This is a genomic window from Neochlamydia sp. AcF95, from assembly GCF_018342455.1.
Classification (GTDB): domain Bacteria; phylum Chlamydiota; class Chlamydiia; order Chlamydiales; family Parachlamydiaceae; genus Neochlamydia.
In genome coordinates this window covers 19893-45520 of the sequence record NZ_JAEMUC010000050.1, presented here as the reverse complement: position 1 = coordinate 45520, position 25628 = coordinate 19893, and the positions used below count along the sequence as shown (strand labels likewise).

Here is a 25628-nt window from a genome sequence, read left to right as displayed (position 1 = left end):
AAAATTAAGTTTAGCGCTTTACTTTTACCTCTGGCCTTGGCTAATGGAAGCAAGATTACTAACTTTAGATGAGGCTACCCAGCGAGCTTTAATTTATTCTCCTGCCGTAGCCATCGTTGAGACCGCATGGAAAGTTAGGCAATCGGAGGAATATCAGGCAAGCTTTCTACCAAATCCCTTAGCTTCCGTAGAAATTGATAAAGCTAATTTAATTGGGAAAGAGAAAAAAAGAGCGAGAGATCGAGGATTTTCTTGCAATTTATCCCAATCCATTGAATTAGGGGGTAAAAGACATCTTCGAAAACAGACTGCTGGGCTCCAAACCTCATTAGCCTTCAAAGAAATAGAAGTTACAAGGTTAGAGGTAAGTTGCCAGGTAAAGAAAGCTTTTATTGAAGTGGCTGCTGCGCAAGAGTATTTGCGCTTTGCTCAAGAACTCCAACTAAGTGCCCAAGAGGTTTTTTTTTCCACTTCGGCAAAAGTTGAAGGAGGAAAAATATCTTCCTTAAAAGGAAAGAAAGCTAAGTTATCGGTATTAACCGCTCATCTAGCTTTAGAAAAAGCTCGCAATAATTTTGAAAATTCTAAAAAAAAGCTTGCTCTGATTTGGGGAGATAGCCGTCCAGACTTTACTTCTGTTGATTATAATCTTTTAGAAATTACTTTAGTCGAGGATCTTGCTGCCTTCATTGCTGAGCAAAATGATAATATTGCAACGAAGCAATGGGATCTACAGATAGCAAATGCTGACCTCCTGATTGCGAGTGAAAAAGCGCAACGTATTCCTAACCTTGTAGTTACCGCAGGATATGTCAGCTCTGCTGAGGACGGAGAAGGACTATTGCTTGGATTTTCCATGGCTATTCCGATATGGGATAGAAATCAGGGCAACATTTCTAAAGCCAAGCATTTATTAAAGCAGCTTTATAACAAAAGAAATAAAGACAACTTGCAAGCGCGCCTGCAATTAGAAGCTGAGTATGCACAACTTCTCACTGCTTACCAAGAGGGCCTATTATATAATAATGATGTTTTGCCTATAGCTTTAGCGACTTTTGAAGGTGCCAAACAGGAATACTTGCAAGGAAAAAATGATTACCTTGAACTTCTAGAGGCCCAGCGTACTCTTCTTGATGTGCATGACAAGTATATGCATGCTTTAGTGGATTATCATCAAAGAAAAATAGAGCTCTATCGATTGGTAAGGGTGGGCTATGCAGATACGCAGGGGCGCTAAAAGGTCTGACTTAAGGAGACGTAAATGAAGAAAAAAATTTTTTTATATATAGGATTAGCTTTTCAACACTATTTGGCAGCAAGCCAGGAATTTAAACCTGAATCTTCCAACTTTATCTTTTTAAGTAATGAACAGATTATAGAAGCACAAATCGAGACATTAAAAGCTTCTCCTAGCATATTGCAAAAAACCTTTGGGGCGCCAGCTCAGATTGTCATCAATGAGCAACAGCAAGCCATCATTGTAGCTAGAGTTTCGGGGGTAGTGAGCGATATAAGCAAAAATGTTGGAGATTATGTAAGCAAAGGAGAAACATTAGCTGTATTACAAAGCCGGCCAATGGCGGCTTTTAAAGCTGCTTATCTTACCTTGCTGAAGCGTTCTTCCTTAGCGCAACAAACTTTTGAGGCTGAAGCTATTCTTAAAGAAAAGAAAGTAACATCTGAACAAGCCTATCTTCAAGCACTTTTAATCGCTGAAGAGGCTAGCATTAAACAAGAGCTGGCAGAGCAGCAACTCTATCTCTTAGGAATGAGCAAAAAAGATGTAAAACAACTGACCCAAGAAGAGAACTATGACTTATTCAGCTATCAGATTAAGTCTTCCTTAAATGGCGTGATAACTAGCAAAATTATCAATATAGGTTCATTGCTAAATGCAGATCAAGAAGCTTTTAAAATTGCTGATCTAGACACTGTATGGGTACAGATAGGAGTATATGCGCAAGATCTTCCTTACCTTAAGCTAGGGGATAAAGTGCAGGTGGCTCTTCTAAATGAAGAAAAATTTTCTGATGTAGCAGAAATTATCTATCTTAGCCCTATCCTTGATAAACAGACCCGTAGTGGAACAGCTATAGCTTTGCTAGCTAATCCATCTAGAAAATGGTATCCAGGCTCTTATGTTCGAGTAGAAGTTATAGCCGAAGAGGTGGAAGTGCCTATAGCTGTGCTTAAAGAAGCTGTTCAAGTTATTGAAGGAAAAACATTTCTTTTTATCGCCCATTCCCAAGGATTTGAAAAATGCGAAGTAGAGATAGGAAGAGCTGATCACACTTATGTAGAAATTCTTTCAGGAATAAAGCAAGGCACTCCCTATGCAGCTACGCATGCTTTTATTTTAAAAGCAGAAGATGGAAAGAAGGCTATTAAAAATGATTGAAAAAATCCTAAATTTTTCTATTACTTATCGTTATCTCATCCTCGCAGCTACTGCTTGCGCCATGCTTTTGGGTATATCTGCTTTAAAAAATCTTCCTATGGATGCTGTACCCGATATTACCAACAATCAGGTGCAAATTAATACCCTGGCTATAGGGCTGACACCTATGGAGGTAGAAAAAAGAGTGACTTTTCCTATAGAAGCTGCTCTAAGCGGTATTCCAGGACTTGAGAGTACACGCTCTCTTTCACGCAATGGATTTTCTCAGATAACAGCTATATTCAACGATCAGGTAAATATCTACTTTGCTAGGCAGCAAATCAATGAAAAGCTAATGGATGTTCGGAATATTTTACCAGCTGAGGCTGAATCTAAAATGGGACCTATCTCCACAGGTTTGAGTGAAATATTTATGTGGTCAGTGGATTACAGTCCTGAAATGAGACTATCTAAGCAGCCGGAGGCAGGCCTAGGGTGGCATGCAGATGGAAGTTATTTAACGCCTGAGGGGCAAGTACTTAAAACTGATGTGGAATTAGCTTCTTACTTGCGTACTGTTCAAGATTGGATAATCACCCCTCAAATTAAGGCTGTTGAAGGGATAGCCGGTGTTGATGCACAAGGCGGCTTCATTCGCCAATATCATGTGGAGCCAAGTCCTGAGAAAATGATGGCTTTTAATATCAGCTTACAAGATTTACTTACCGCTATTGAAGAAAACAACCTTAATGGAGGAGCTGGTTACATTGAACGCGGGGGAGAATCCTTGATTGTTAAAGCTGATGGAAGAATAGAAAATCAAGAAAATATTGGAAATATCGTGGTTGCCATGCGTGAAAACATGCCGATTTTCATTCATGATGTGGCAGAGATAAGCATAGGAAAAGAGCTACGTAGTGGTAGTGCTAGTAAAGATGGTAAAGAAGTAGTGATCGGCACAGCACTGATGCTAATCGGCGAAAATAGCCGTAGCGTAGCAGAAGCGGTAAAGGAAAAATTACAATGGATCAATACAACCTTACCTCTCGGGATTATTGCCCAGCCTGTATTAAATAGAAGTAAATTAATAGATACAACTATTCAGACTGTAGCTAGGAATTTGATAGAAGGTGCTCTTTTAGTTATCGTCATATTATTCGTTTTTCTAGGAAATTTTCGTGCAGCTTTGATCACTGCCTTAGTGATTCCTATTTCTATGTTGATAACCGCTATAGGAATGGTTCAAGCTAAAATTAGCGGTAATTTAATGAGCTTAGGCGCACTTGATTTTGGGCTGATTATCGATGGAGCTGTTATCATTGTGGAGAATTGTTTAAGGCGTTTAGGAGAAAAGCAAAAGGCGCAGGGAAAAAACTTGCAGATAGAAGAGCGTTTAGAAGAAGTGAGGCAAGCTAGCAAAGAAATGATACAACCCTCTGTTTACGGGCAAGCGATTATTATCGCAGTCTATCTTCCTATACTGACTTTATCCGGGGTAGAGGGAAAGATGTTTCATCCTATGGCTTTAACAGTGCTTTTTGCTTTGTTAAGCGCTTTTGCTTTATCTTTGACATTTATACCTGCTATGGTAGCTATTTGGATCACCAACACCATACGCGAAAGAGAAAATTTCTTTATTTCCAAAGCTAAAAAAGTTTATGAGTGCCTTCTTTGGAGGATCCTTAGTTTTCCTTACCTAGTGGCTACAGTTGCTATCTTTATGGTGGCAGCAGCCCTAATTTTGTTTAGCTTTCTTGGGCAAGAGTTTATTCCCACTTTAGATGAACAGGATTTAGCCATTCAGGTTTCAAGAATTCCTAGCACTTCCTTAACTCAAGCTACTTCCATGCAGCTACAAATAGAAAAAGCACTTAATAAATTTGATGAAGTGGCTTTTGTTTATTCAAAAACAGGTACAGCTGAAATGGCATCAGATCCGATGCCTCCCTATGCCTCAGATACTTTTGTTATCCTTAAACCTCGTTATGAATGGCCAGATGCTAAACGAACTAAAGAAAATCTTGTAAAAGCTATAGAGACTAGCCTAAAAAAGCTCCCTGGCAATATTTATGAATTTACACAACCTGTGGAAATGCGCTTTAATGAGCTAATAGCAGGGGTAAGAAGTGATTTAGCAGTGAAAGTCTATGGGGATGACTATAAGGTGTTAAAGAAAACTGCAGAGGCTATTGCTCAAGTCATGCAACAATTACCAGGAGCGGCCGATGTTACGGTAGATAAAACTGATGGGCTACCTACTTTAGAAATTAATATAAATAGAAATATTTTAAGCCGTTATCATCTGAATATAAAAGAGGTTGTAGAAATGGTGGGAGTGGCAATTGGGGGTGGAAAAGCAGGAACTCTTTTTGAAGGAGATCGGCGGTATGATATTATTGTTAGATTGCCTGAAAAGCTAAGAAATGACTTGCTAGCCTTATCAAGGCTGCCGATACGTTTGCCGCTTGCTACCCGTAAAGCGAATAAAAAAATTGATTTTCCTTATATTCCCTTAGGTGAAGTGGCTAATTTAGACGTAACGACAGGTTTAAACCAAATTAGAAGAGAAAATGGAAAAAGGGTAGTAATAATTCAGGCTAATATAAGGGGCGCTGATATGTCTACTTTTGTAAAGTTAGCCAAAAAGAAGATGGGTGAAGAAGTTAAAATCCCTGCTGGCTATTGGATAGCCTGGGGAGGACAATTTGAAAATTTAATAGCTGCTAAAGAGCGTTTATTGATAGTGGTACCAGCAGCCTTTCTTTTAATTTTTATCCTGCTTTATGTAGCCTTCCATTCGATTCGGCAAGCCTTTTTAGTTTTTAGTGCTATTCCCCTAGCTTTTACTGGCGGCATCGTAGCTTTATGGTGGCAAGGCATACTCTTTTCCATTTCAGCAGCGATCGGATTTATTGCCCTTTCGGGTATTGCCATATTAAACAGTTTAGTTCTTATAAATTGCATCAATCAACGGATCTTAAAGGAAGCTTCAGCTAAGGAAGCAATCGTGAAGGGCTCCATAGCACGCTTTCGTCCAGTTGTCGTGACAGCCCTAGTAGCAGCATTAGGATTTTTGCCTATGGCATTAGCACAAGGGGCAGGAGCTGAAGTGCAGAAACCTTTGGCCACTGTGGTCATTGGGGGTCTTATTAGTTCCACTTTGTTAACCTTAGTCGTATTACCAGCTTTATATATTCTTACTATCTCTTTAAAAGAATTTAAAACTTTTAAATAAAAATAACGGATTAATTTTTCTAAATTGATTTAAAAATCCAGTTTCTTCAGCAAGACGCTGGTATTTTAAGGGAGCTTTTCAATCCAAAATAAATAGCTAAGAATGTTGAATGGTAACTATTCAGACGGCCTTGTTGCGTAAATGAACTAATAGCTGTCTGTTTAAGGCGCAGCCTTTATCTAGAAGCTAGCGCCCACTGCCCTTGGGGCATTCCAAGTGCTGTCATCTTATTCATCGCCAAAAATTTAGCATATAATTCCGCTCGCTGATAGGGCAGTTTTCTAGAGCGAAAATCTCCTCCAAATCTTCGCCCTCCGCTTTGCGTTGCCATGCTGGCGCACTTTCTACTCTCCTTCGCTATAGACCTTTACCCCTGAAGTCAAAGGCTATGTCTGTTGGACGCTTTAAGGCTTAAATTTTTAAGCTCTTGTCCAAGCTCTTTAGCGCGTCTACAGATGCGGGTATAGCAAGGAACAGGCAATCCCAAAGCCAGCAAAGTAATCAAAGACAAAAGAAATCCTTAGAATAGGTTAGGAAGGATAGATGATAAACAGCTCTAATCATCAACATGCATAGGACAGCGTCAGCAGAGTAAATTCTTGGGGGTCCTTTCTTACCCGTGCTTTTATTTTCTCTCCATCCTTTAATGGTTTCATCCGAAAACCATAAAGTTATGCTTCCTCTTTGTTCTAAAGCTTTGTTATACTCGGACCCATTACGTATGCGGTAGTTAAGCTTTTTTTCATAGCTTGCCTGTAGTTTTGCTTTAGCAAATTAAATTTTATAGCTCTTAGCTGTTAAAGAGCAATCTTATTGCCTACTCTTCTTAGCATTTACGCAACAACGCCCCCCGGGCCCTCAAAAAGCAAAAAAACGTTTTTTTAGTTCTTAGTTGTTTTTTAAATAAAGATTGAATTTAAATAAAAATAAAGAGAAAATGTTTTTTATTGTTTATAATATAATTAAAATTTATCATAAAGTTTAATTTTTACTCAAAGGTTTTTATTATGGTTAATAATATCTCTTCACTCCTTTCTCCACCTACTGGAGAATTTTTGCACCATGTAGACTCTTGGGCTATTTCTAAGATACCTGACGAAGTATGGATAGAAATCTTTTCTTACTTACCTGTTAAAGATTTAGCATTTAGCCGGCAAGTGTCCAGACAATGGAGGCAATTAGCCTCCGATCCCTTATTATGGCATCCCTTGGTTCTTAAAAAATTTCTTTTTTTGCCGCCTTTGTCCCATGGTAAATATACGCATTCCATGTATGGGAACCAAGCTGCTTATCACGTAAATGTAGAAGGTAAGCGTTTTGTGAAATTTATCGAATTTGATGATGTAGAAGGGAGTGGAAAAGCGGTATTTTCTCCTGATAGCCAATGGATTGTAAGTAGCGCTAAGGACAATACCGCTCATGTATGGAATGCTTTTAATGGAAAGCGCCACCAAATCCTTGAGGGCCATACAGGTCTTATTACCAGTATAACTTTTTCTGAGGATGGAAATTGGCTAGCTACTACTTCTGCTGACTGTACAGCTCGCTTATGGAAACTGGAATCAAACAAGTGGCTATGTAAATCTTCCTTGAAGGGTCACCTTAAAGAAGTTTGCAGCGCAGCTTTCTTCTTTCGGTTGCAGGATGATCATGGCTGGTTAGTGGCTACAGGATCGTTGGATTGTGATATCCGCCTATGGGATATGAATACGGGAAAATATCTCACCACTTTTATGGGTAGAGTTAGGACTCCTGCTAAGAAGATAGGTTTTTTGCCTAACGGTGATAATTCGATGGTTGTCATGGAGCCGGGCGTAAATAGGGCTTATTTTTGGAGTCTGGACACATCAGCCGCAGCAGTTACGCGGCATTATGCAGCATGCGGTCATGACTCCTCCTTTAACTTTATTGGCCCCTTTGCTTTATCTCCTGATAAAAAAACAGGGGCTTTTTTGTTGGAGCTTGGTCAGCTTGGCATATGCGAACTTGACGAACTTGAGGAAAACCAGAGGATCTTAACAATTCCACCCAAGCCGATCCTCTGCTTAGCATATTCTCCGGATGGAGAATCACTTGCCATAAGCTTTGCGGAAGAACCTTCGCAAAAACCTGGCTTTGATGTTTATCACTTACCTACCGACAAGGTGTATAAATATGAGGCGGAAGAGATAGGGGAAAGTTTTAATAAAATAGCTTATTCTCCAGATGGACGGTGGATAGTCGCTGGCAATTCTGAATGGTGCGCTCTCTGGAGGGGTAACAGGGAGAGGATAGGGCGGAAAGAGACCCCTCTCTATTTTATATCTCTGCCTTGTAATGACAATTTAAATTTTTCTCCTAACGGACGGCAATTGCTGATTGGTAATACAGTGATTGATTTCTTTGATATTGAAGGAGAATTAATTGCTAATGGCGCAGTGGAAGAAATAAAAGAAGAAAAAAGGCAAGCAACGCCTGAGATTTCAATGGAAGAAACTACCCACTTAGAGTCTAAGAAAAGAAAGTCGAGGAGTGATAAAAGCCCAAAAGAGGAAAAAGAGATTCTCTATCCAGCAGAATCTTCTCCATTATCTACGTTAAAAAGAAGAAAAAAAGAAGAATAGCATGCTGCTTCGATAGGCTTTTGTTGTTGCGCAATCATGTATTTAAAAAGCCATACTTATTAACTAGCAAGGATAGCTGTGAGAGATTGGCTTTTTTTAAAGGATAGGCAAAGTTTTCCAAAGTACCTAGCATTGAAAAATTATTAACCTTTATTAACTATAGCTTTAAAACTCCTATTTTTTAATTTTCTAGAGAGTTGCATTTAATAGTTGCTCTCACAGCCTCCGCGCTCATCGCTTTGTTGCAAAAAAAGTAAGCATGGCTTCTTACCCCAGCAAGGTTTATCATGGAAAAGTATTTTAAAATGGCGAGCTGTTTTCCCTTACAATTTTTTCAAGAGCTTTTATCCATATAGTTTCATCATTAAGCCCTTGAACAATATCTAAGCGTTCCCCTCCCATTTTCTTAAATTCTTCCGCATATTCCACACCAATTTCAAAGGTTGTTTCTAGGCAATCACACACAAATGAGGGACAAAATACCAAAATTTTCTTTTTATTTTGCCTTGCAAGCTGCTTGATCACATGAGGGGTAAAAGGTTCTAACCATGGATCTTTGCCTAGGCGTGACTGAAAGGCTAAGCTAGTCTTTTCAGTAGGCAGATGGAGTTGTTTTATGATTGCATGGGCCGTAAGATGACATTGGGCCGAGTAACAATCAGCATTTTCTTGGCAAGCCTGTTGGCAGCAGCTTTGCGACTTTAAACAGTAATTATTTTTATCAGCTTTTATCACTTGCCTCTGAGGAAGACCATGAAAACTGAATAAGAAATGATCGTATTCTTCCAAGTTATTCTTAAGGGCAACATGGCAAAAGGCCTGGATGACAGCAGGGTGGTCAGCAAAGGAGTTAATAAATGTAATTTTAGGTAAAGATATCTGGTTTTTCAAAATTTCCATGCACTTTTGATAAACCGATCCCGTAGATGCTGAAGCATATTGAGGAAATAGAGGGAGGATAATCAGCTGTTTAATTCCTTTGTTTAAAAGCAGCAAAAGTCCTTTTTCTAAGGAAGGATTTCGATAGCGCATCGCCAGCTCTACATAAAATATATTACCTAAAGCTTTTTGTAAGGCATCTCTTACTCTTTTTCCATATACCATCAAAGGTGATCCCTCAGCTGTCCAAATGTTTTGATAGGATTTAGCCGATTGTTTGTAGCGTGCAGGAATGATGAGGCCTCTTACAAGTAGCTGCCGTTTTAGCCACGGAAGGTCTATTACCCTCTCATCGGTTAGAAATTCAACCAAATATTTATACACATCTTTGGGTTGAGGAGAATCAGGGGTACCTAAATTGACAAGAAGGATGCCGATAGGGGAATGATACATATTTATCCTTGATAGGTTTTGCCAGGCTTGAGCACGAGAAAGTCTTCTTCAGCAAGACGATAAAATTTTAAGGCCAATTTAAGCTGTTTCTCCGGATCATCAATGGCTTCATCGGAAAGCCGAAAGGTTCCAAAATGTATAGCCATACTTTTTTTAGAGGCTAAATCTATATGCGCTTTGACGGCATCAGAAGGAGACATATGAAAAGGCTCCATAAACCAACGAGGTTTATAGGCTCCAATAGGCAATAAAGAAATCCGAGGAGAGCCAAATCTAGCTTTAATTTTCTCAAAAACCTGGGCATAGCCTGTATCTCCTGCAAAATAAATTAACTCTAGATTTTTCCTTATGATAAAGCCTCCCCAGAGCGTCTTATTTTTATTAAAGGGATTTCGCATGCTAAAATGTCTAGCAGGGGTAAAGATAATCTCAAGGCTGTTTGCTTCGATTGTTTCCCACCAATCAAGTTCATAGATCTCTTTCAAGCCTTTTTTCTTGAGATAATTCTTATTACCTAGTCCGGTGATAAATTTAGGATGATGCTGGGCTTGTATTCGGCGCAGAGTAGGTATATCCATGTGATCGTAGTGATTATGACTTAGAAGCACGAGATGAATGGGAGGTAAATCTTCAAAGCGTATACCCGGTGAGTGCGCTCTTTTAGGTCCTACCCACGAGAATGGACTGCAACGTTTAGACCAAATTGGATCGGTAAGTATATTGATATTTCCCCACTGAATCAGTATAGTAGCATGATTAACAAAGGTAAGCTTAAGCTGATCATCATTGAGCTGGGTAAGAGGTTTGGCAAGCTGGTCTAAAGGAATGCTTTCAGGCCATCTTCTAGGCTTACTTTTCCACATCCAGTGAATAAAATCTTTAAAAGAGCGCTGAGTGGGAGGGGTATTGTGATAAATACAGCCATCATAATGATCAGAAAGGCGGTGTTTGCTTAGATAAGCTTTGTAGATAAGTTTCCAACGTAGCGAGTTACCTTTTCTTTCAAAAGCATAAGCATAAATTTCTTGGGGAGATAAACGGCTAAAATGAATAATTTCTGCATCGGTAAGTCGATAAATAATAGCATCGGCAGCGTTTTTATTTAAGGCTAGCTGTCGCAACTTTTTAAGGGCTACTTTAAATTGGTACTGCCGAAAACATAAACGTATTAAAGCATATAGAATCGAGCTTATAATGGATAATTGCCCTAATTTAAAAAGATAGAAGAAAGTTTTACTTTCCTGTTCAAGGGCTACGATATCTAAAGCAACCACTAAAATAAGAAGAAAAACAAAAATTAGGCTTTCGCGGGAGGTTTGAATGATGGGCCCAAAAAACCTTCTAAAGCGTGATGGGGCAGAGCGGTAAGCTAAAATTTCTTCGAAGATAGGCTCTTCGAACATCATCCGCCCTACGTGCGACAATTCATGAGCTATTAATTCTTTACGGGTATAAAATTTCCCATAATGGGTAGAATTTTGTAAATTCTTTCTTAGCTGCAGAAGAGGATGAGCCGGATCATCATCTTTCTGTTGAAAAATCCATGCGCATCCGCCATGCCAGGGAAATAATTTGTAATTACTAAAGAAAAGAGGCACCCACGTAGGAAATATATCATAGAGCTTCTGGATTTCTTGGCACCCTTCTTTTAAAATATCGGCGGAAAAGCAAGATTCTTCTACCGTAAAGGGGAATTCTTGAGGCAGCCCGTGGGTAATCTGGCTGTTTAAATTCAAGCAGTAGGCTACCCTCTTAGCAAAGGATTGATCACTTTCAGCAGGCCCGGGAATTAAGCCTTCAAAATTACTTTCCATCAGATCTTTATTAGAAGAATTTGCCATTGTCATCTTACAAAATTTAATTTAATCGACGATAAAAAGAAAAGTTAGCGCACTGTAATAGCTCCCGATCTCCCTGGCTGTCACCATAAGCATACAAAATATAGTTTTTCGTAGGCCCTTCTTCCTCTATTAAACGGCGAACCTTTTCTGCTCCTCGGCAATTTAACCCTTGTAAGCATCCTGTGAGATAACCTTGAGGTGAAAAAGCTACACGCGAAGCAATGATATTATCAAAGCCTACCGCTTGCCCCCAGGGTTTTAAGTAAATATCGAGATTAGCACTTATTAAAACACAACGATGTCCTTGATTTTTATGCCAACGGATTCTATCTATAGCCTGAGGACGAAGGAGTGTAGGTAAAAATTCTTTAGCATATCTCTCGGCATACATCTTCATCTCCCGGCGTCCTTTTCCCTTTAAAAAACGAGTAAGCAAAGCTTCTTTAAGCTGTTGACGAGAGAGATATCCTAAAAGATATTGGAAAAAATGAAAGCTTTCTAAACAAAGGTTTTTCCTTTTAAGCGTCGAACCGACTACAAAATTTAAAAAGGGTAAAAAAGAATCGCGGTATGTTAAAGTTCCGTCGAAGTCGAAGGCTGCGATGATAGAAGGGGAAGGATTTGCCATACAATTGGGATCTGCTATAAAATGCGGGGATTGCAAAAATTTTATTCGCTATTTGCTCTTTTCTAATTATGATCTAACAAGAGATTTTGATGAAACATGTTTTAATTACTGGCGCTGCTGGCTTCATAGGCTTTCACTTGGCTAAAGCGTTGAAAAAGCGCGGAGATCATGTTATTGGTGTAGATAATTTTAATGATTATTATGACCCCTTGCTCAAAAGAGCACGGGCTAAGGAGGTAGAAAAACAGGGGATTGCTTTGCTTGAAGGGGACATCACTGATGCTAACTTTTTATACGAGCTAATTGCCCACCATCAAATTAGCCATCTTGTTCATTTAGCGGCACAAGCAGGAGTGCGTTACTCTTTAGAGAATCCTCAAGCTTATGTGAAGGCAAACATTGAAGGCTTCCTAAATGTTTTAGAAACTTGCCGTCAATTTCCAGGCCTTCAATTAGTATATGCTTCCTCTTCTTCAGTTTATGGATTAAACCAAAAGATACCCTTCTCTATAGAGGATCGAACGGATCATCAGGCTAGCCTATATGGGGTAACAAAAAAAGCTAACGAACTCATGGCTTCTACTTATTACCATTTATATCAAATCCCTATTACAGGATTACGCTTTTTTACTGTATATGGCCCTTGGGGGCGCCCCGATATGGCTTACTTCCAATTCACTAAGTCTATCCTTGAGGGAAAACCTATCCACATTTTTAACCATGGCAAGATGAGAAGAGACTTTACCTATATAGATGATATTGTACAAGGTATTGAATCTTCGATAGATCGGAAGGGCAAAAATGAAATTTTTAATCTAGGTAATCATCAGCCGGTAGATCTTTTAAAAATGGTAGAAATCATTGAGGAAAGTGTAGGCAAAAAAGCTGAAAAGATATTTGTACCTATGCAGCCTGGGGATGTCTTAGAAACTTATGCTGATATACAGGTGAGCCAACAGATATTAGGATTTTTGCCTAAAACCACGCTTGAGGAAGGAATTCCTCAGTTCGTGAAATGGTATCTAAATTATTGGGCCACAAAAACGGCTTAGAAGCAGTAAGGTAAGTAAATAAATTATATTAAACTATCTATTGAGGCAACTTAAGAGAAGATGCAAGATGAACAGCATGTTTTTCTTTTCAAATATCTTTTAAACAAATAATATGCGTATTTTAAGAAATTAGCTTGGTTTATTTATGAGAATTTTTTTGACCCTCTGCCTTTTATTAACTGCTCTAGCTGCTTGTAAAGGTCCTCAACGCTCGCAAGCTCAGTCACCTATAAGTAAAGATTATAGTTCAGATGCTTTTACGCGGGCAGCCATACGTCAAGCAACCCGTTTAGCCCATCAGCATCGCTGGTATTTAGATGATGCCTGGGCTTATTATAACAGCACCGACAGTGTTCATCGCCTTTGCTTAAATTTTCGTACCCAAAATATTTTAGAGCTCTACCAAGCACGAGCTCAACTCGTGGATGTGGTAGAAGAGCTTTTACAGAATCTAAAATCCAATCCCCAAACTTCTTCTCGTCTAGCGCCTAATTTTTCTGCTGAAAATCTTTTGATTCGTGTGGACTTCCAAAGTTTTTGGGGAATATACGGAGATCCAAAATATGTAGGTTGGATGGCACTTGAAAATGGGATGGTTTATTATTATGACTTCGATGTTAAAGATAAACAGAATGATCAGTGGTGCAATCGTATAGAAACTTATAATAAAAGCAAAGAAATTGCTCTTATAGAGAAAGAAGCCGAAAAAGAGTACAAAGATAGCCTCTCTGCTCCTAAGCGCGTTTTTGAATACCTCAATGAATAGGATCAAATTCTCATTTATTCATGAATAGGGGCGTGCTTTTTAAAAACAGAAGCAACCTTATTGATGCCGTTTTAAAAGATGGAAATAATTTGTGTGAGCGCACCTAAATTACCGGAACAGTCGTTAGAGTTAATTTCCCATAACTTTCAAAATATTTATGCAGCTGCGCATTCTAATCAAGAAATTATTAATCTAGTACCTTCTTTATGGGGAAATAAGCTTTACTGTCCTTCTGCAGGCTGGAGAGGTAGGATTCTTCGCTTGATCTATTTTTTTGCCAACATTTTAGTGGGTAATGCTTTTTTTGAAAAAAGGCTTGGTGCGTCTATAAGAGCTACTCATACCATTTATCAAGAGCTTGAAAAATTTCGCTACCGCCTCCTTGATAGCACTTATCAAGAGTATTTAAAGGCTCGCTTTGCGAATAGCAAAAACCATGCTGATCTTTCTTTAGTCAATAATGCAAGAGAGCAAATCCAGCTATTTTACCAAGCTACTTATCCTTTAATAAAATTGGTGCGTTCAGAAAAAAGCCAGAAATTAAATATCTTTCTTCAGGCTAATTTTTCTGAGATTTATGATAAAAAAGGTAAGCCTTTTTATGATAAATCTTCTTTTAAATCTTTAAAAAGATCTGTGAAAATTATTGCATTAGAAGGAATGACGGGAGGAGAGCTTCCTTTTCACATTTTTCAAAAGGTAATTTGCAAAGAGCCAAGCCCGCAAACCCCGCAACTTGCAGCTGAAGAGCAAAAATTGCTGTTAAAATTTATAAAGAGAATCCATCAAGCAAAAGTACAGGGAAAATTTGGGATTGAATTGTTTCATGGGGGCCTGAAAAGTCTTATCCTCAGCCTTCCTCATTATCAAAAGGAAAATATAGAAGCTGATTTAGTTTTATTAGAGAAGACTTTAATTAAAGAGGGTTGCTTTCTTTTAGAAAGGTTTGATTTAAAGCATGTGCAATGGCGTGAAGAGCTGCAGCAAGGCTGTAAGCTTATCAAAGCTAATCAACCTTTTTATTTTATGGATAAGAAAAACCAGGAACATTTATTTGAACTAGGGAACTCCCTTAAAGGTCATGAAACCACTCAATTACCTAATCTTTATAAAGTTTTCGAAATCTTTAAACCCCATACTTCTCAAAAATATGAAAAAGTTCTTTTTGTAGTAGGTCCTAATAGGCTATGTTTCGAATATAGCAAGCTTTTAAGGTCGGAAGAATTTTTCTGGGTTCTTGCCACTCCCAAATTTAAGTATATAGATCCTAAAGGAAGATATGCAATCATAGAAAATCTTGCTACTTCTTTAGAAAACATTGTCTGGCATACCCATAGGAAAAGCAAGTTGTCGAGGATAAATAGAGCATATGCAGAACCTTTGCGTTTGCTCATTCGTTTTTTCGTAGAAGAAAAAAATACTCCTCGCTATCTGAATGTCGAATATTTTAAATTCGATGCAAAAGGAAGATTAAAATCCACTAAGGATTGCATCCCTTCTGGGTATTTAGATTCAATAGGATTAGAAGAAATAGTCTTTATAGCTGCCCAAGGAAACCTTCCTGTTTATCAGCATATCATTGAACCTTTACTTCAAGCTAGCCAAAATAGAAAAGTTTTAATCTTTTTTCGTCAATCTATACGCACTATTTTTAGCAAATGTCCTGTGCCTATCGAAAGCTTAGCACGGAAATATGGTTTAAAGAATAAACGAGTAAAAACAAGAGCACGAGAACTTCAGCAAAAGGCTCTAAGTTTAAAGGAAGATTGCTATCAAGCCGTTTATCACCATTTTGAGCATGAGGGCATCGATAAATCCAGACTTTTAAAGAGTATAAAAAAATCTTTGCTAGCTTTATATAAAAACCACAAAACTTTTGGCAGGTTATGGCCTATTGTTACCTCGGCCCTATTGATAGAAACAGTGGAATTAGAGCCCCAAAAATTTTGTGAGAAAAACTGCAGCTAATCTTATAATTTTTTAAACATTAAGACCTTCTATTTTCATAATCTTATCCAAAAAGCTAAAGAAGGCTTTAATCATGCTTCTCTTCTTACTGGATACGCTTACTTAGGGATAATGGAATAAGAGAGGTAACTTGCCTACGAGCTAAAGATATTTTTTGGGGAATTTTATAATACGCTTTTGAGCAACTCTCTATGTAGTCATACACTTAATAAAAAGCTTGTGTTTAGGGAGAGAGTCGGCTTGGAAAAAGGTTAATTTTTTTTGGCTATGTAGACGTATTTTCTTTAGAAGGTATAATTTCTTAGACAGAGAACTGCCGGCGACAGACATTGCAAGGCCGCCCAAGATAAGAAATAAGATGGCTGAGTATCAAATTAAATAAACATATCCTGCTACTCAATCCCTAGCTACCATTCATCTTAATTTTAAAAGCCTAGGAGGACTTTATGGCTACAAACGTTCCATGGCGGCCTGTAATCTTCTCACGACGATAAGAAAAATAATCTTCCGGATGAGAAAAGTTACTTATTTGTGCAATCTGGATATGATGCTCTAAGACGCCTGCTTGCAAAAGTTGATTTTTAGCAATCGTCCATAGATCAAAATAGCAGGGACTTATTTGAAACTCCCAAAAGGGGGGAGGCAATTCCTGACGATAATGAATAAATTCAGCATCGTAAGGCCCTAAGCTAGGAGAAATACAGACATGTAAATTATCTGGGAAGGATCCATAATGGTGCTTCATGAAATTTACAGTTTTGCCATAAATATTTTGTACATTTCCCTTCCAACCCGCATGGACATTGGCGATAGCTTGTTGAACAGGATCGTAAAAAATTGTAGCTTGGCAATCTGCATGGGTAATCATCAACACTGTATCATGCAATACAGTTGATAAAGCGTCACAGGTAGGCCTTAAAACTTTATTTTTATGAGTAATTTCTACAATTTTATCGGCGTGTTCCAATTGGCAATCGTAAAGGTTTTTAAAAGCAAAAACCTTTTTTACTTTTTCGCGATTAAGCTTAACATTTTTATTTTCGGAAATGCTTTGCAAACTAAAGCCCATATTTAAACTTGCAAACAAATCTGCACTATATCCCCCATGGCGTAAAAGAACGCCATGAGTAAGATTTTTAAAAGGTGCTAAAAGTTCAAATTCAAGCCATGATATTCCATTGCATTCGCGACGTTGCATATGTAGAAAGCCTTTGGTTACCCGCTATATTTACATCACTAGCGCTTCTATTTCAAGATATCTGCAAAAAAACTTAAGGAGGAGAAAAAAATTAAAAAATATTATGAGCAAAAAAATCATACGACTAAAAAAAATCTTGAAAATTTTTGCTTAAAAAGCAAATTTTAAGATGATCTCTAGAAATAAATGATTTATACTTATAAAATTCCTATTCTTTACCTTGTTTAAGACTTAACTTCTTATGACTTTATTATCTCAGCTAAATGAAGAGCAACTTGGGGCAGTGAATGCTATCGAAGGCCCTATCCTGGTATTAGCAGGAGCAGGCTCGGGAAAAACACGGGTTGTTACTTCGCGTATAGCGTCTTTAATTGAAATGGGAGTCCCCACTTCTCAAATCCTAGGTTTAACTTTTACTAATAAAGCTGCTGAAGAAATGCGCGAGCGTATTCGCATCTTAGTAGGAAGGCAAGCTCCTCTTCTATGTACTTTTCATAGCTTAGGAGCCAGAATTTTACGTGAATCTATCCAAGCTTTAGGATATGAGCGTGATTTTACCATTTATGATGAAGAAGACATCCATAAAGTGCTTCAAGCCTGTTTAGCAGAATTGGAAATCAAAGATAAAAAGATGGATACTAAGATCTTTCGAGGAATGATTTCAAAAGCTAAAAATGCTTTGCAAAAGCCTGAAGATATTAAAGTCAGTTATATGTCTTCACCGGCCGAGGAATATCTTGCTCGTGTTTATTCTCTCTATCAAACTAAGTTAAAACATTACAACGCCGTAGATTTTGATGATCTTCTTTTTTTGGTAGTAAGGCTTTTTCAAGAACATCCTGATAAGCGTGAACAGTACCAGGAGCGATGGACATTTTTATCTATTGATGAGTATCAAGATACCAATGAAGCTCAATATAAAATTTTAAATTATTTAGTGCAAAAGCATGGTAATTTATTTGTAGTAGGGGACCCGGATCAATCTATCTATTCCTGGCGGGGAGCCAATATTAATAATATTTTAAATTTTGAAAAAGATTATCCTGGCGCTCAGATCTTTCGCCTACAACAAAACTATCGTAGTCATAGCAATATTTTAGAAGCGGCGAATGCTGTAATTGCTCATAACGCCAATCGCTATGAAAAACAGCTGTGGAGTGATTTAGGTAAAGGAGAAAAAATAAAGTTTTATGCTAGCGATACTGAGCGTGATGAAGCGGATTTTGTAGCCGATAAAATTCGCCAGCATCGTGAGCAAGGCATTCCCTATAATGAAATAGTAGTGTTTTATCGCACCAATAATCAATCACGGGCTTTTGAAGATTATTTTCTATATCGCCAGATCCCTTACGTAATTGTAGGGGGGCTATCTTTTTATCAAAGACGCGAAATTAAAGATATTTTATCTTTCCTGCGTATGGTTTATTCAGGGACCGATTACATCTCCTTTTTAAGGAGCCTCAATATACCTCGCCGAGGAATAGGAGCAGCTACTTTAGAAAAAATTCGCCTGGCAGCCTCGAAAGAGCAATTATCAATTTTAGCTTATTGCGAAGCCATTGCTGAAGATAAAGTTTTACAGCATCCTATTAAGTTAGCTGCTAAGCAAAAAGAAGCTTTAAAGCAATATTTAGGGATTATCCATCACTTGCGCCAAGTGGCTAAATCAGCTTCCTTACAAGAATTAGTGCGGGCTGCCATAGATGAGACCGACTATCTTCAATATTTAGCTGAGGATCCTGAGTCCTTCGAAGATCGTAAAGGGAATTTAGATGCTTTGATTACCAAAGCAATTGAATGGGAACAAACCGCTGTCGATGCGACTTTAAGGGCTTTCTTAGAAGAGCTTACCTTAAAGTCTAGCCTAGACGAGGCCGATACCAAGAAAGATCGCGTCAGCTTAATGACCATTCACAATGGAAAAGGATTGGAATTTAAAGTCGTTTTTTTAGTGGGAATAGAAGAGGATTTATTTCCCCATGTTAATTCTAAAGATAAGCTTGAGGCTTTAGAAGAAGAACGACGTCTTTTTTATGTAGGAATGACGCGTGCCAAAGAATGTTTATATTTAACACACTCCCAATATAGATATATGTGGGGCATGGCCCGGCACCAGCTCCCTAGTCGTTTTATGCGTGAGGTGCCCAGAGAATACTTAGAACGTATTCATCAATCGCCACTTCCAACTTTTAGACCTAAAGACTATCCGGAAGAAAAGCGCGAACCAAGCATAAATGAAGGCGCGGATCAGCCGTTTGATCACTATGAAGTAGGAGCTGCTATCTTTCATCAAGAGTTTGGGATAGGGATCATCCGTGAGGTTTATCAAAGTTCTCTAGGGCTTACCTACAAAATCTTTTTTTCTAAAGATAATCGCGAAAGAAGCATTGTCGCTAAATATGCTAAGCTTAAAAAGTTATAATCAACTTGATTAATTCAAGAAGTTTTTCCTTACTTTGAGGTTATAAAAATTATCAATATACTTCTAAAATTATCTTTTTTAAGTCTTTTTTAGCTGATGATTTCGTTGCTTCTATTGCTTAAAGGTTTTAAACAGCTTATTTAAGGTACAAAAAAGGTGTTTTTGTTAAATGGACTTTGTCTCGATTAGAATGAGGCTTCTCTTTCCTCATTTTCTTCTTCTCCCGTAAGCAAATAAGCGGGTGAAATTATCTTTTTATGAGCTAGGTAAGAGGAAATATTGATCAAATAACTTTGAGCTTGCTGAAGCTTTTGTTGGCTAAATAGAGAATAATCGCAATGCTGAAGATCTAATAACTGAATTTGAAAATGAGCTGTCGTTCGCTTGATTTCCTCATCTGCTTCTTGAAAGTCGTTTGATGCAAAATAGCTGTTGAGCACATTCCATAGCTGCGAAGCAAGCAGGATAATAGAATCAGCAGAAAGAGGAGTCAAAACCCTTTTTTCATCTGGTAGGAAATTCTCTATAGAAAGAGTATGATTAGCTTGAGGTAAATAATTTACCTCGGGCTTAAGAGCTTTCTTCTCGTGGCTAGAATTCAATTTTTTTGCCAAAGAAGCTGCTTGAGATTTTTGCTCTTCCAATAGTTGTCGTTGCGTTTGATTTTTTTTTAATGATTCAAGGATAAAAGTTATATGAGGGCTTTTGCTCTCAATATTCAAAGATATGCCCAGAGAAGTAAGCGAAGTATTGGTTTCTAAGGCTTTAGCTAAAGCCCTAATAGCTTCATAATTTATGAAATTCTTCCCGCCTAGATTTAGTTCAGTGAGCGAGGTATTCGTTTCAAGGGCTTTAGCTAAAGCGCTAAAGCCATCATAGCCTATCCTATTAGATCTAAGGTTTAACTGAGTGAGCGAGGTATTCGTTTCAAGGGCTTTAGCTAAAGCGCTAGCGCCTTCATTGCCTATCTCATGGTTGTAAAGATTAAGTGTAGTAAGCGAAGTATTGGTTTCCAGGGCTTTAGCTAAAGCGCTAGCGCCTTCGGCTTTAGCTAAAGCCCTATCGGCTTCGGCTCTAGCTAAAGGGCTAGCAACTTCATAGGCTATCTCATCATGGTAAAGATCTAGTGTCGTAAGCGAATGATTGGTTTCAAGGGCTTTAGCTAAAGCACTAACCCCTTCAAATCCTAGCTCATTACCCTTAAGGTTTAATACAGTGAGCGATGTATTTGTTTTGAGGACTTTCCCTAAAGCGCTAGCACCTTCCTTCCTTATCTGATCGCCTGAAAGGCGTAGTTTAGTAAGCGAAGTATTAGCTTTTAAGGCTTTAGCTAAAGCGATACTGCCTTCATTATCTATTGCCCCTCCTTTAAGACTTAGGTGCCCTAGGGATTTATTTATTTTAAGCCCATCTAGTAAAGCCTTAAGCTCCTCGTATAGTAGTCTTTGTCTTTTAGAACACCATTTATTAAGAGAATTATTAAGTAGGCCTTGAAGCTGCTCCATGACTTGAGAAGAGAAATTTTCTAAGTTATAGCGAATAAGTAAAGGCTGCTGGAAGATAAGCTCAGCATAAGGCAAAGAAGAAAGATCACAGCCAGCCAAAGTTATCCGCTTGAGATTGGGACAGCTTTTAACTAAAGCTTGAATTTGCTTTGCCGAAAGGCGTAAGCATCCTTCTAGCTCAAGTTCCTCCAAAAGAGGGGCGTCTAACTGTAGCGAGGTCAAAGCTTGATTATTTTTTAAAATAAGAAAACGTAGCTTAGGGGCTTTTAAGCTAAGCTTATAAAAATGAGGGCAGCTAGAGAGGTTAAGATGAGTTAAACAAGATAATTCGGGGAAAGAAAAAGACTTTAAAGAGGAGCAATGGCTAGCATCTAGCTTATTAAGGGCAGCAGAAGCTACGATTAGGTGTTTTAATAGGGCCTCCGTTAAAGATTGGCAGTGATTTAAGGATAAAGTTTCAAAAGAGCAGGAGGCCATGGCTTTTAGTAGAGCAAGTTCTTGCTTTTGCTGAGAAATATCTATAAAGGCAAGGGCATTTTCACGCAAGTCGTCAGTCAAAAGCTCGTGAAAAGGTGCAATATTTCCTTTTTGTATGGATGCAGCAACGGCACGGAGATAGCTAGGATGGCTTTGACTCATTAAAGTCTGCAGCTCTTTTAATGCTTCTTTAGGGATATAGCGTTCTTCATGCTTAACGAGATCTTTAGTAGGCATATTACTGGATTTTAAAAGCGAGTGACTGGTACTTGAGGTTACTAAGCCATACAGGCTTTTTTCGTAAAATTGCCCGGGCCCTTTTAAAAAACGGCTATAGATGGGGACGCTGGTATCTTGTAAAAGATGCTCGTAATATTTTCCTAAAGGAGGGTCTAAGCGGATTAAAAGCTCTAAAGGAGTCAAATCAAGATTATTATTTAAAGCCCTTTGCAGGCGGGCAAGCTTTTGATAAATTTTGGCTACCGTCCTAGGTGGCAAGAGAATAGAAATTACAGGGTTTTGCTTATGGTAAGCATAGGCAAATTCGCGCTCTTCTTCGGTAAAGAGTTTAGTATAGCGCTGCTGTTGGATGTCCAAGTTTGCTAACCAAGTGCGTAATATTTCTAATGGATCAATTTGCAAAAAGCGTTCTCTCGTTTTAGGATGAAGAGCTTCTTGCATTTGGTTTAAGCAAAATAGGATGCATTTGACTTGCAACTTTCCTTCTGTTGAAAAAGAAGGAATCAAAGCGTGATCATTATCGACACAAACTAGCTGTTCTTTTTGCTCACCTTGATGATTGATAAAAGATTGCAATATGTAGTTGTCAGGCTTGCCATCTTCTGGGTTAACTAGCATAGCTAGGAGCATCATATTATGCACACGATGTAAGTCTAAATTAGCTAACGTATTGCCTGCTTTTAAGGCGTCATCTAAGTTTTGTCCTTCACTTGTTTCCGAAACCAATAGAGGGTAAGCGTTACGACGGGCATTATAGCATTTAAATAGTTCGGTTTCCGGCGTGCCATGTCCAATGAGAACACGGTGTAGACTTCCTACTGCATATTCCCTACCTGCCATCTCAGGGTGAGGTTTAAAATGCAATTTGCGATGTAGATAACTTACTGCTACGACTGCACTGCGTCCATGGGTGCGAGGAAGCTTAATAAAATCTAAGGCTGCATTTAATGGGAGCTGTTGCATGACTAGGGGGTGTAATTTGGCTCGGCCTGAGTCTACTCCTTCCCATTCAAAGCCTTGGCCAGTACGTGGTAGGGTAAATAGTGCAAGAGAGCGCAGGTAAGCAAAGGCTGGCAATTGAGCTTCTAAAAGATGCAAAGCCTTTCCAAGCTCAGAGTTTTGCGCATGCATTTTGGCAAATTCTAAAATTCTAGCCGGATGCGTTTTAACGCCTGCTCCTTTTTTAGCTAGCTCGATAAATACCAATAAGTTGTTATCGGCAATGGCTTTTTCTAAGGGCGTCCTTCCTTGATGAAAGTGATCAGGGTATTCTAAATTTGCTCCCTTGCTAACCAGCTTGGCTAATAAAAAAGAAAAGCGGGTGGGGGCATGGATAGCACGATTAATGAGGGGAAAAAGAGGGGGAGAATGCTGATCATCGACAGCATTAGGGTCAGTATCTTCCTGGGCTAGCAAAAGATCAGCAATGGAAAATACTTGCTTTTCATCTAAGTGAGGTGAATCATAGATGCGCATCAGTTTATGCAAAGCTGTTTGTCCAGCTTCATCGGCATAGTTAGCTTTAGCTCCTAATTGCAGGGCCAACTTAACTAATGAGGCTTTGCCTAGTTGAATAGCAATTAGCAAAAAATTCTGCTTTTGCATCAAAGAAAGAGGAAGAGAAGGGCAGAAGGAGAGAGCACTGACTATCTTCAGGGGATCAAGCAAGGTAGGAATAGGGGCTGACCAGTTAAGGGCTGCTAGAAAGTTGCTAGCTTCTTCTTCTAATGGCACCAAAAAGGGGAGAGCATCCGTTGCAGTTAAAGTGATAGGCTCTAAAAGAGCTTCTACGCTTGTGCGTTGACGATGTAGGGCTAGCAGCGCATCTAAAGGATTAGCATGTCTTTGCATTAATACTTGATAGCAGGCAAAAGCAGTTGGCTCTAAAGCTTGAAAAAGGTCATAGTGATTCACATGATCTTGTTTAAGCTTATCCTGTAGGAGTTGCAATTTTGTAAAAAACGTAGACAATAATCCTTTAGGCAGTGAAAGGGGAATATCTAGCTTTTGATCGGCTGCTTCATCTAGAAAGTCTTCTTGAGTTAAATTTTTTTGATGAATAAGCCTTTGGTACTGCTGGTTTCTTTGGTCTAATTGTTGGATCCATTGTAGCAGAAAATCACGGGGGTTTAAATTCAAAATGAATTCTTTAACTGAATTAGCGATCGGTTGGCTCATGCATCCTTTAAGCAATAAAGGCAGGCATTTTAAATGAATGCCATGTCCTTGTTTTGCTGGAATAATAGCAGGCTCAAAAGCGCGGTCATTATCAATGCAGGCCAGCCTTAAGCTTTCTATCTCTTGATCTTTCCAAATAAGCTCTATAATGTAGTTATCGGCCTTACCATCATTAGGGAGAATAAGAAGGCTAGCGATGACTAGACTGCTAAACGCTTCTTTATCAATTTTTCTTAGTAAAGGAGGGATAAGGCAAAAAAGCTCTCCTATAGACTTTCCTGGAAAAAGCTTAGTGATCCAGCGCAAAGCTAAGGGTAGATCAATTAAAGAGGCTAAAGAAGCTTTTGAAGCTAGCTTAGGATGTAACTTTAACAGGGCTAAAAGCTGCCAAAAGTTATTTTCTTCTTTACTTTTCAAATAATCTTCATGAAAAGCACGTAAGCCTTGCTCTTCAGATTTTAGGCTAAACTCTCCCTTAGAAGAAAATTCGCTTAAAAGCTGCTCTTCAGGCAGCTGCTCCATCCAGTTTTTATACGCGCGGAAAAGCTCGTGAGGATTAGAAGGATAAGACTTATGCACTTCTTTTAAAAGAAAGGGCCAGCTTTCAATAACCTCTTCTGCCGTCAGTAAGCGTTCATCACACAATAAATCAAACATTTCTAAAACGCTAATAAGGTCAGCTAACAAAATAGCTTGAGGGCGTGTACTTTCATTAGCATGCCCAATGGTATAGCCTACCTGTACTGTACGGGCTTCCAGATAAGCAACCTTACATAACTTTTCTTTAAGCTCAGGCTGATCTTTGAAGATTTGCTGAGAGGTTTTGCCCTGCCATAATTGCTGTTTAAAAGCTTTTTTGGCCTCCTGATCCAAAGAGGCTTGCCAGTTGAAGGTTAAGACGTTGGAGATTTTAAGGAAAGAGGTAGGGGCGGCAATTAAAGAGGTGGGAGAAAAAGCTTGAGTTAAAGAAGTAGCCGCATATTCCCAAGCAGGGTTTAGATAATCAGAGACCACAGCAGCAGTAGGATTAGCTTTACAGTGTAAGCCTTCTAAAGAAGCGACAGCATGCCTGCCATGGGTATTGGTGCGGTAAGGCAGGCCTAACTCATCGATAGAAAGCATAGCGCGCGCTTTGTTTATATCAAGGAGAAGAAAACCCACGGAATCCCCACAGACTTGGGCTTTCAAGGCTAGCAAAGCTTCTCGCTCTTTTAAGCTAGAAGCCTCAAGGAGCTGAGTTATAAAGTTAGTATAATAGGTCTCTAAGATTTTTAGCTTATCTTTACAGGAGGAGGTTGTAATTGAGGCTATAGTATCTACAATAGCAGCTAAGACTTTATGAAAAGGTTGTAAACGTGGATATGAAGCTACGCTTATCCCTTGTGCTACTATTTCCTTTCTTTGCTCTTCTGTGACTATAAACCAAGGTAGCTTCAGAGTAGGCAAAAGCTTAGCTAGTTTACTTTTTTCCTCGGAAGTATAAAGAGAACTTTCAGCTTGAAGGTAAGCTAGAGTTTCTCCTAACAAATCTTTTTCTCTACCTAAATAGGCTGTCAGGCGCTGCATTAAAAGCTTTTCCTCAGGCGTGCCTTTGGTTGAGAATATAGAGGTATTAAAAGGAGATGAAGAATGACAGTCTTTGCCTTCCTCGATAGCTGGAGAAGCAGATAACACGCTCACACTACCTTCTGTTTTTAGTGGGGGCGCTTGATAAAAAATATGAGGCGCCAGGCCTAAGCTGGGAATTGCTTGCATATAAATTCTCTAAATTTTTGATTGCTTTATAACTACTATTAATACTTAGGT

Annotated in this window: 15 protein-coding genes; 8 read left to right on the top strand and 7 right to left on the bottom strand. The window is 38.7% G+C overall.

All coding sequences use genetic code 11. From position 1 onward, the window contains the following. Positions 1–43: 43 nt before the first annotated feature. The 3 genes from NEOC95_RS06365 to NEOC95_RS06355 are packed head-to-tail and all read left to right on the top strand — an operon-like array spanning position 44 to position 5612. Entirely contained in the window at positions 44–1237 is a 1194-nt protein-coding gene (locus NEOC95_RS06365; protein WP_166154151.1) for a TolC family protein, read from the top strand. Positions 1238–1261: 24 nt separating this feature from the next. Next, a complete protein-coding gene (locus NEOC95_RS06360) occupies positions 1262–2398 on the top strand; it encodes an efflux RND transporter periplasmic adaptor subunit (RefSeq protein WP_213152194.1) in 1137 nt (378 codons plus the stop codon). Continuing rightward, the gene (locus tag NEOC95_RS06355; RefSeq protein ID WP_213152193.1) at positions 2391–5612 is read left to right on the top strand and encodes an efflux RND transporter permease subunit; all 3222 of its coding nucleotides are present in this window, start codon (positions 2391–2393) and stop codon (positions 5610–5612) included. The genes NEOC95_RS06360 and NEOC95_RS06355 overlap by 8 nt, the downstream gene beginning before the upstream one ends. Before the next feature lie 175 nt (positions 5613–5787). On the opposite strand, the gene NEOC95_RS06350 is transcribed toward NEOC95_RS06355, so the two are convergent. After that, a complete protein-coding gene (locus NEOC95_RS06350; RefSeq protein ID WP_213152192.1) occupies positions 5788–5943 on the bottom strand; it encodes a hypothetical protein in 156 nt (51 codons plus the stop codon). A 170-nt stretch (positions 5944–6113) separates the two neighbouring features. Further along, positions 6114–6287, bottom strand: coding sequence for a transposase (locus tag NEOC95_RS09865; RefSeq protein ID WP_502710277.1), 174 nt, complete (start codon positions 6285–6287; stop codon positions 6114–6116). A gap of 332 nt (positions 6288–6619) precedes the next feature. Between NEOC95_RS09865 and NEOC95_RS06340 the strand changes: the two genes are divergently transcribed. After that, positions 6620–8215: an F-box/WD repeat-containing protein gene (locus tag NEOC95_RS06340; protein WP_213152191.1), complete on the top strand. Its 1596-nt coding sequence runs from the start codon at positions 6620–6622 to the stop codon at positions 8213–8215. A 300-nt stretch (positions 8216–8515) separates the two neighbouring features. On the opposite strand, the gene hemH is transcribed toward NEOC95_RS06340, so the two are convergent. From hemH to NEOC95_RS06325, 3 genes are read right to left on the bottom strand one after another with little or no spacing between them, the layout of a single operon-like run. Next, positions 8516–9547: a ferrochelatase gene (gene hemH, locus NEOC95_RS06335; RefSeq protein ID WP_166155427.1), complete on the bottom strand. Its 1032-nt coding sequence runs from the start codon at positions 9545–9547 to the stop codon at positions 8516–8518. A 2-nt stretch (positions 9548–9549) separates the two neighbouring features. Continuing rightward, positions 9550–11388: an MBL fold metallo-hydrolase gene (locus tag NEOC95_RS06330; RefSeq protein ID WP_213152190.1), complete on the bottom strand. Its 1839-nt coding sequence runs from the start codon at positions 11386–11388 to the stop codon at positions 9550–9552. Positions 11389–11404: 16 nt separating this feature from the next. Next, a complete protein-coding gene (locus tag NEOC95_RS06325) occupies positions 11405–12016 on the bottom strand; it encodes an HAD-IB family hydrolase (RefSeq protein WP_166155431.1) in 612 nt (203 codons plus the stop codon). Positions 12017–12105: 89 nt separating this feature from the next. Here NEOC95_RS06325 and NEOC95_RS06320 point away from each other — a divergent pair, with 89 nt between their 5' ends. From NEOC95_RS06320 to NEOC95_RS06310, 3 genes are all read left to right on the top strand, one after another. After that, positions 12106–13068: an SDR family NAD(P)-dependent oxidoreductase gene (locus NEOC95_RS06320; RefSeq protein WP_249270194.1), complete on the top strand. Its 963-nt coding sequence runs from the start codon at positions 12106–12108 to the stop codon at positions 13066–13068. A gap of 145 nt (positions 13069–13213) precedes the next feature. Then, on the top strand, positions 13214–13834 hold the full coding sequence (locus NEOC95_RS06315) for a hypothetical protein (RefSeq protein WP_213152189.1): 621 nt from the start codon (positions 13214–13216) through the stop codon (positions 13832–13834). 93 nt (positions 13835–13927) lie between these two features. Then, positions 13928–15802, top strand: coding sequence for a hypothetical protein (locus NEOC95_RS06310; protein ID WP_213152188.1), 1875 nt, complete (start codon positions 13928–13930; stop codon positions 15800–15802). Positions 15803–16235: 433 nt separating this feature from the next. Here NEOC95_RS06310 and NEOC95_RS06305 read toward each other — a convergent pair whose 3' ends face one another. Further along, a complete protein-coding gene (locus NEOC95_RS06305) occupies positions 16236–17000 on the bottom strand; it encodes a purine nucleoside phosphorylase YfiH/LACC1 family protein (protein ID WP_213152187.1) in 765 nt (254 codons plus the stop codon). Positions 17001–17241: 241 nt separating this feature from the next. On the opposite strand from NEOC95_RS06305, the gene NEOC95_RS06300 reads away from it, so the two are divergent. Further along, positions 17242–19422 (top strand): ATP-dependent helicase, encoded by a 2181-nt coding sequence (locus NEOC95_RS06300; RefSeq protein WP_213152186.1) that lies wholly within the window; start codon positions 17242–17244, stop codon positions 19420–19422. A 185-nt stretch (positions 19423–19607) separates the two neighbouring features. Here NEOC95_RS06300 and NEOC95_RS06295 read toward each other — a convergent pair whose 3' ends face one another. Continuing rightward, positions 19608–25577, bottom strand: coding sequence for a hypothetical protein (locus tag NEOC95_RS06295; RefSeq protein WP_213152185.1), 5970 nt, complete (start codon positions 25575–25577; stop codon positions 19608–19610). Positions 25578–25628 lie beyond the last annotated feature (51 nt).

Bases quoted from the DNA above. Each gene is read 5' to 3' on its own strand.
- NEOC95_RS06325 (WP_166155431.1), bottom strand. From the start codon at position 12,016: ATGGCAAATCCTTCCCCTTCTATCATCGCAGCCTTCGACTTCGACGGA.
- NEOC95_RS06365 (WP_166154151.1), top strand. From the start codon at position 44: ATGGAAGCAAGATTACTAACTTTAGATGAGGCTACCCAGCGAGCTTTA.
- NEOC95_RS06330 (WP_213152190.1), bottom strand. From the start codon at position 11,388: ATGGCAAATTCTTCTAATAAAGATCTGATGGAAAGTAATTTTGAAGGC.
- NEOC95_RS06340 (WP_213152191.1), top strand. From the start codon at position 6,620: ATGGTTAATAATATCTCTTCACTCCTTTCTCCACCTACTGGAGAATTT.
- NEOC95_RS06355 (WP_213152193.1), top strand. From the start codon at position 2,391: ATGATTGAAAAAATCCTAAATTTTTCTATTACTTATCGTTATCTCATC.
- NEOC95_RS06360 (WP_213152194.1), top strand. From the start codon at position 1,262: ATGAAGAAAAAAATTTTTTTATATATAGGATTAGCTTTTCAACACTAT.
- NEOC95_RS06295 (WP_213152185.1), bottom strand. From the start codon at position 25,577: ATGCAAGCAATTCCCAGCTTAGGCCTGGCGCCTCATATTTTTTATCAA.
- NEOC95_RS06305 (WP_213152187.1), bottom strand. From the start codon at position 17,000: ATGCAACGTCGCGAATGCAATGGAATATCATGGCTTGAATTTGAACTT.
- NEOC95_RS06320 (WP_249270194.1), top strand. From the start codon at position 12,106: ATGAAACATGTTTTAATTACTGGCGCTGCTGGCTTCATAGGCTTTCAC.
- hemH (WP_166155427.1), bottom strand. From the start codon at position 9,547: ATGTATCATTCCCCTATCGGCATCCTTCTTGTCAATTTAGGTACCCCT.
- NEOC95_RS06315 (WP_213152189.1), top strand. From the start codon at position 13,214: ATGAGAATTTTTTTGACCCTCTGCCTTTTATTAACTGCTCTAGCTGCT.
- NEOC95_RS06350 (WP_213152192.1), bottom strand. From the start codon at position 5,943: ATGGCAACGCAAAGCGGAGGGCGAAGATTTGGAGGAGATTTTCGCTCT.
- NEOC95_RS06300 (WP_213152186.1), top strand. From the start codon at position 17,242: ATGACTTTATTATCTCAGCTAAATGAAGAGCAACTTGGGGCAGTGAAT.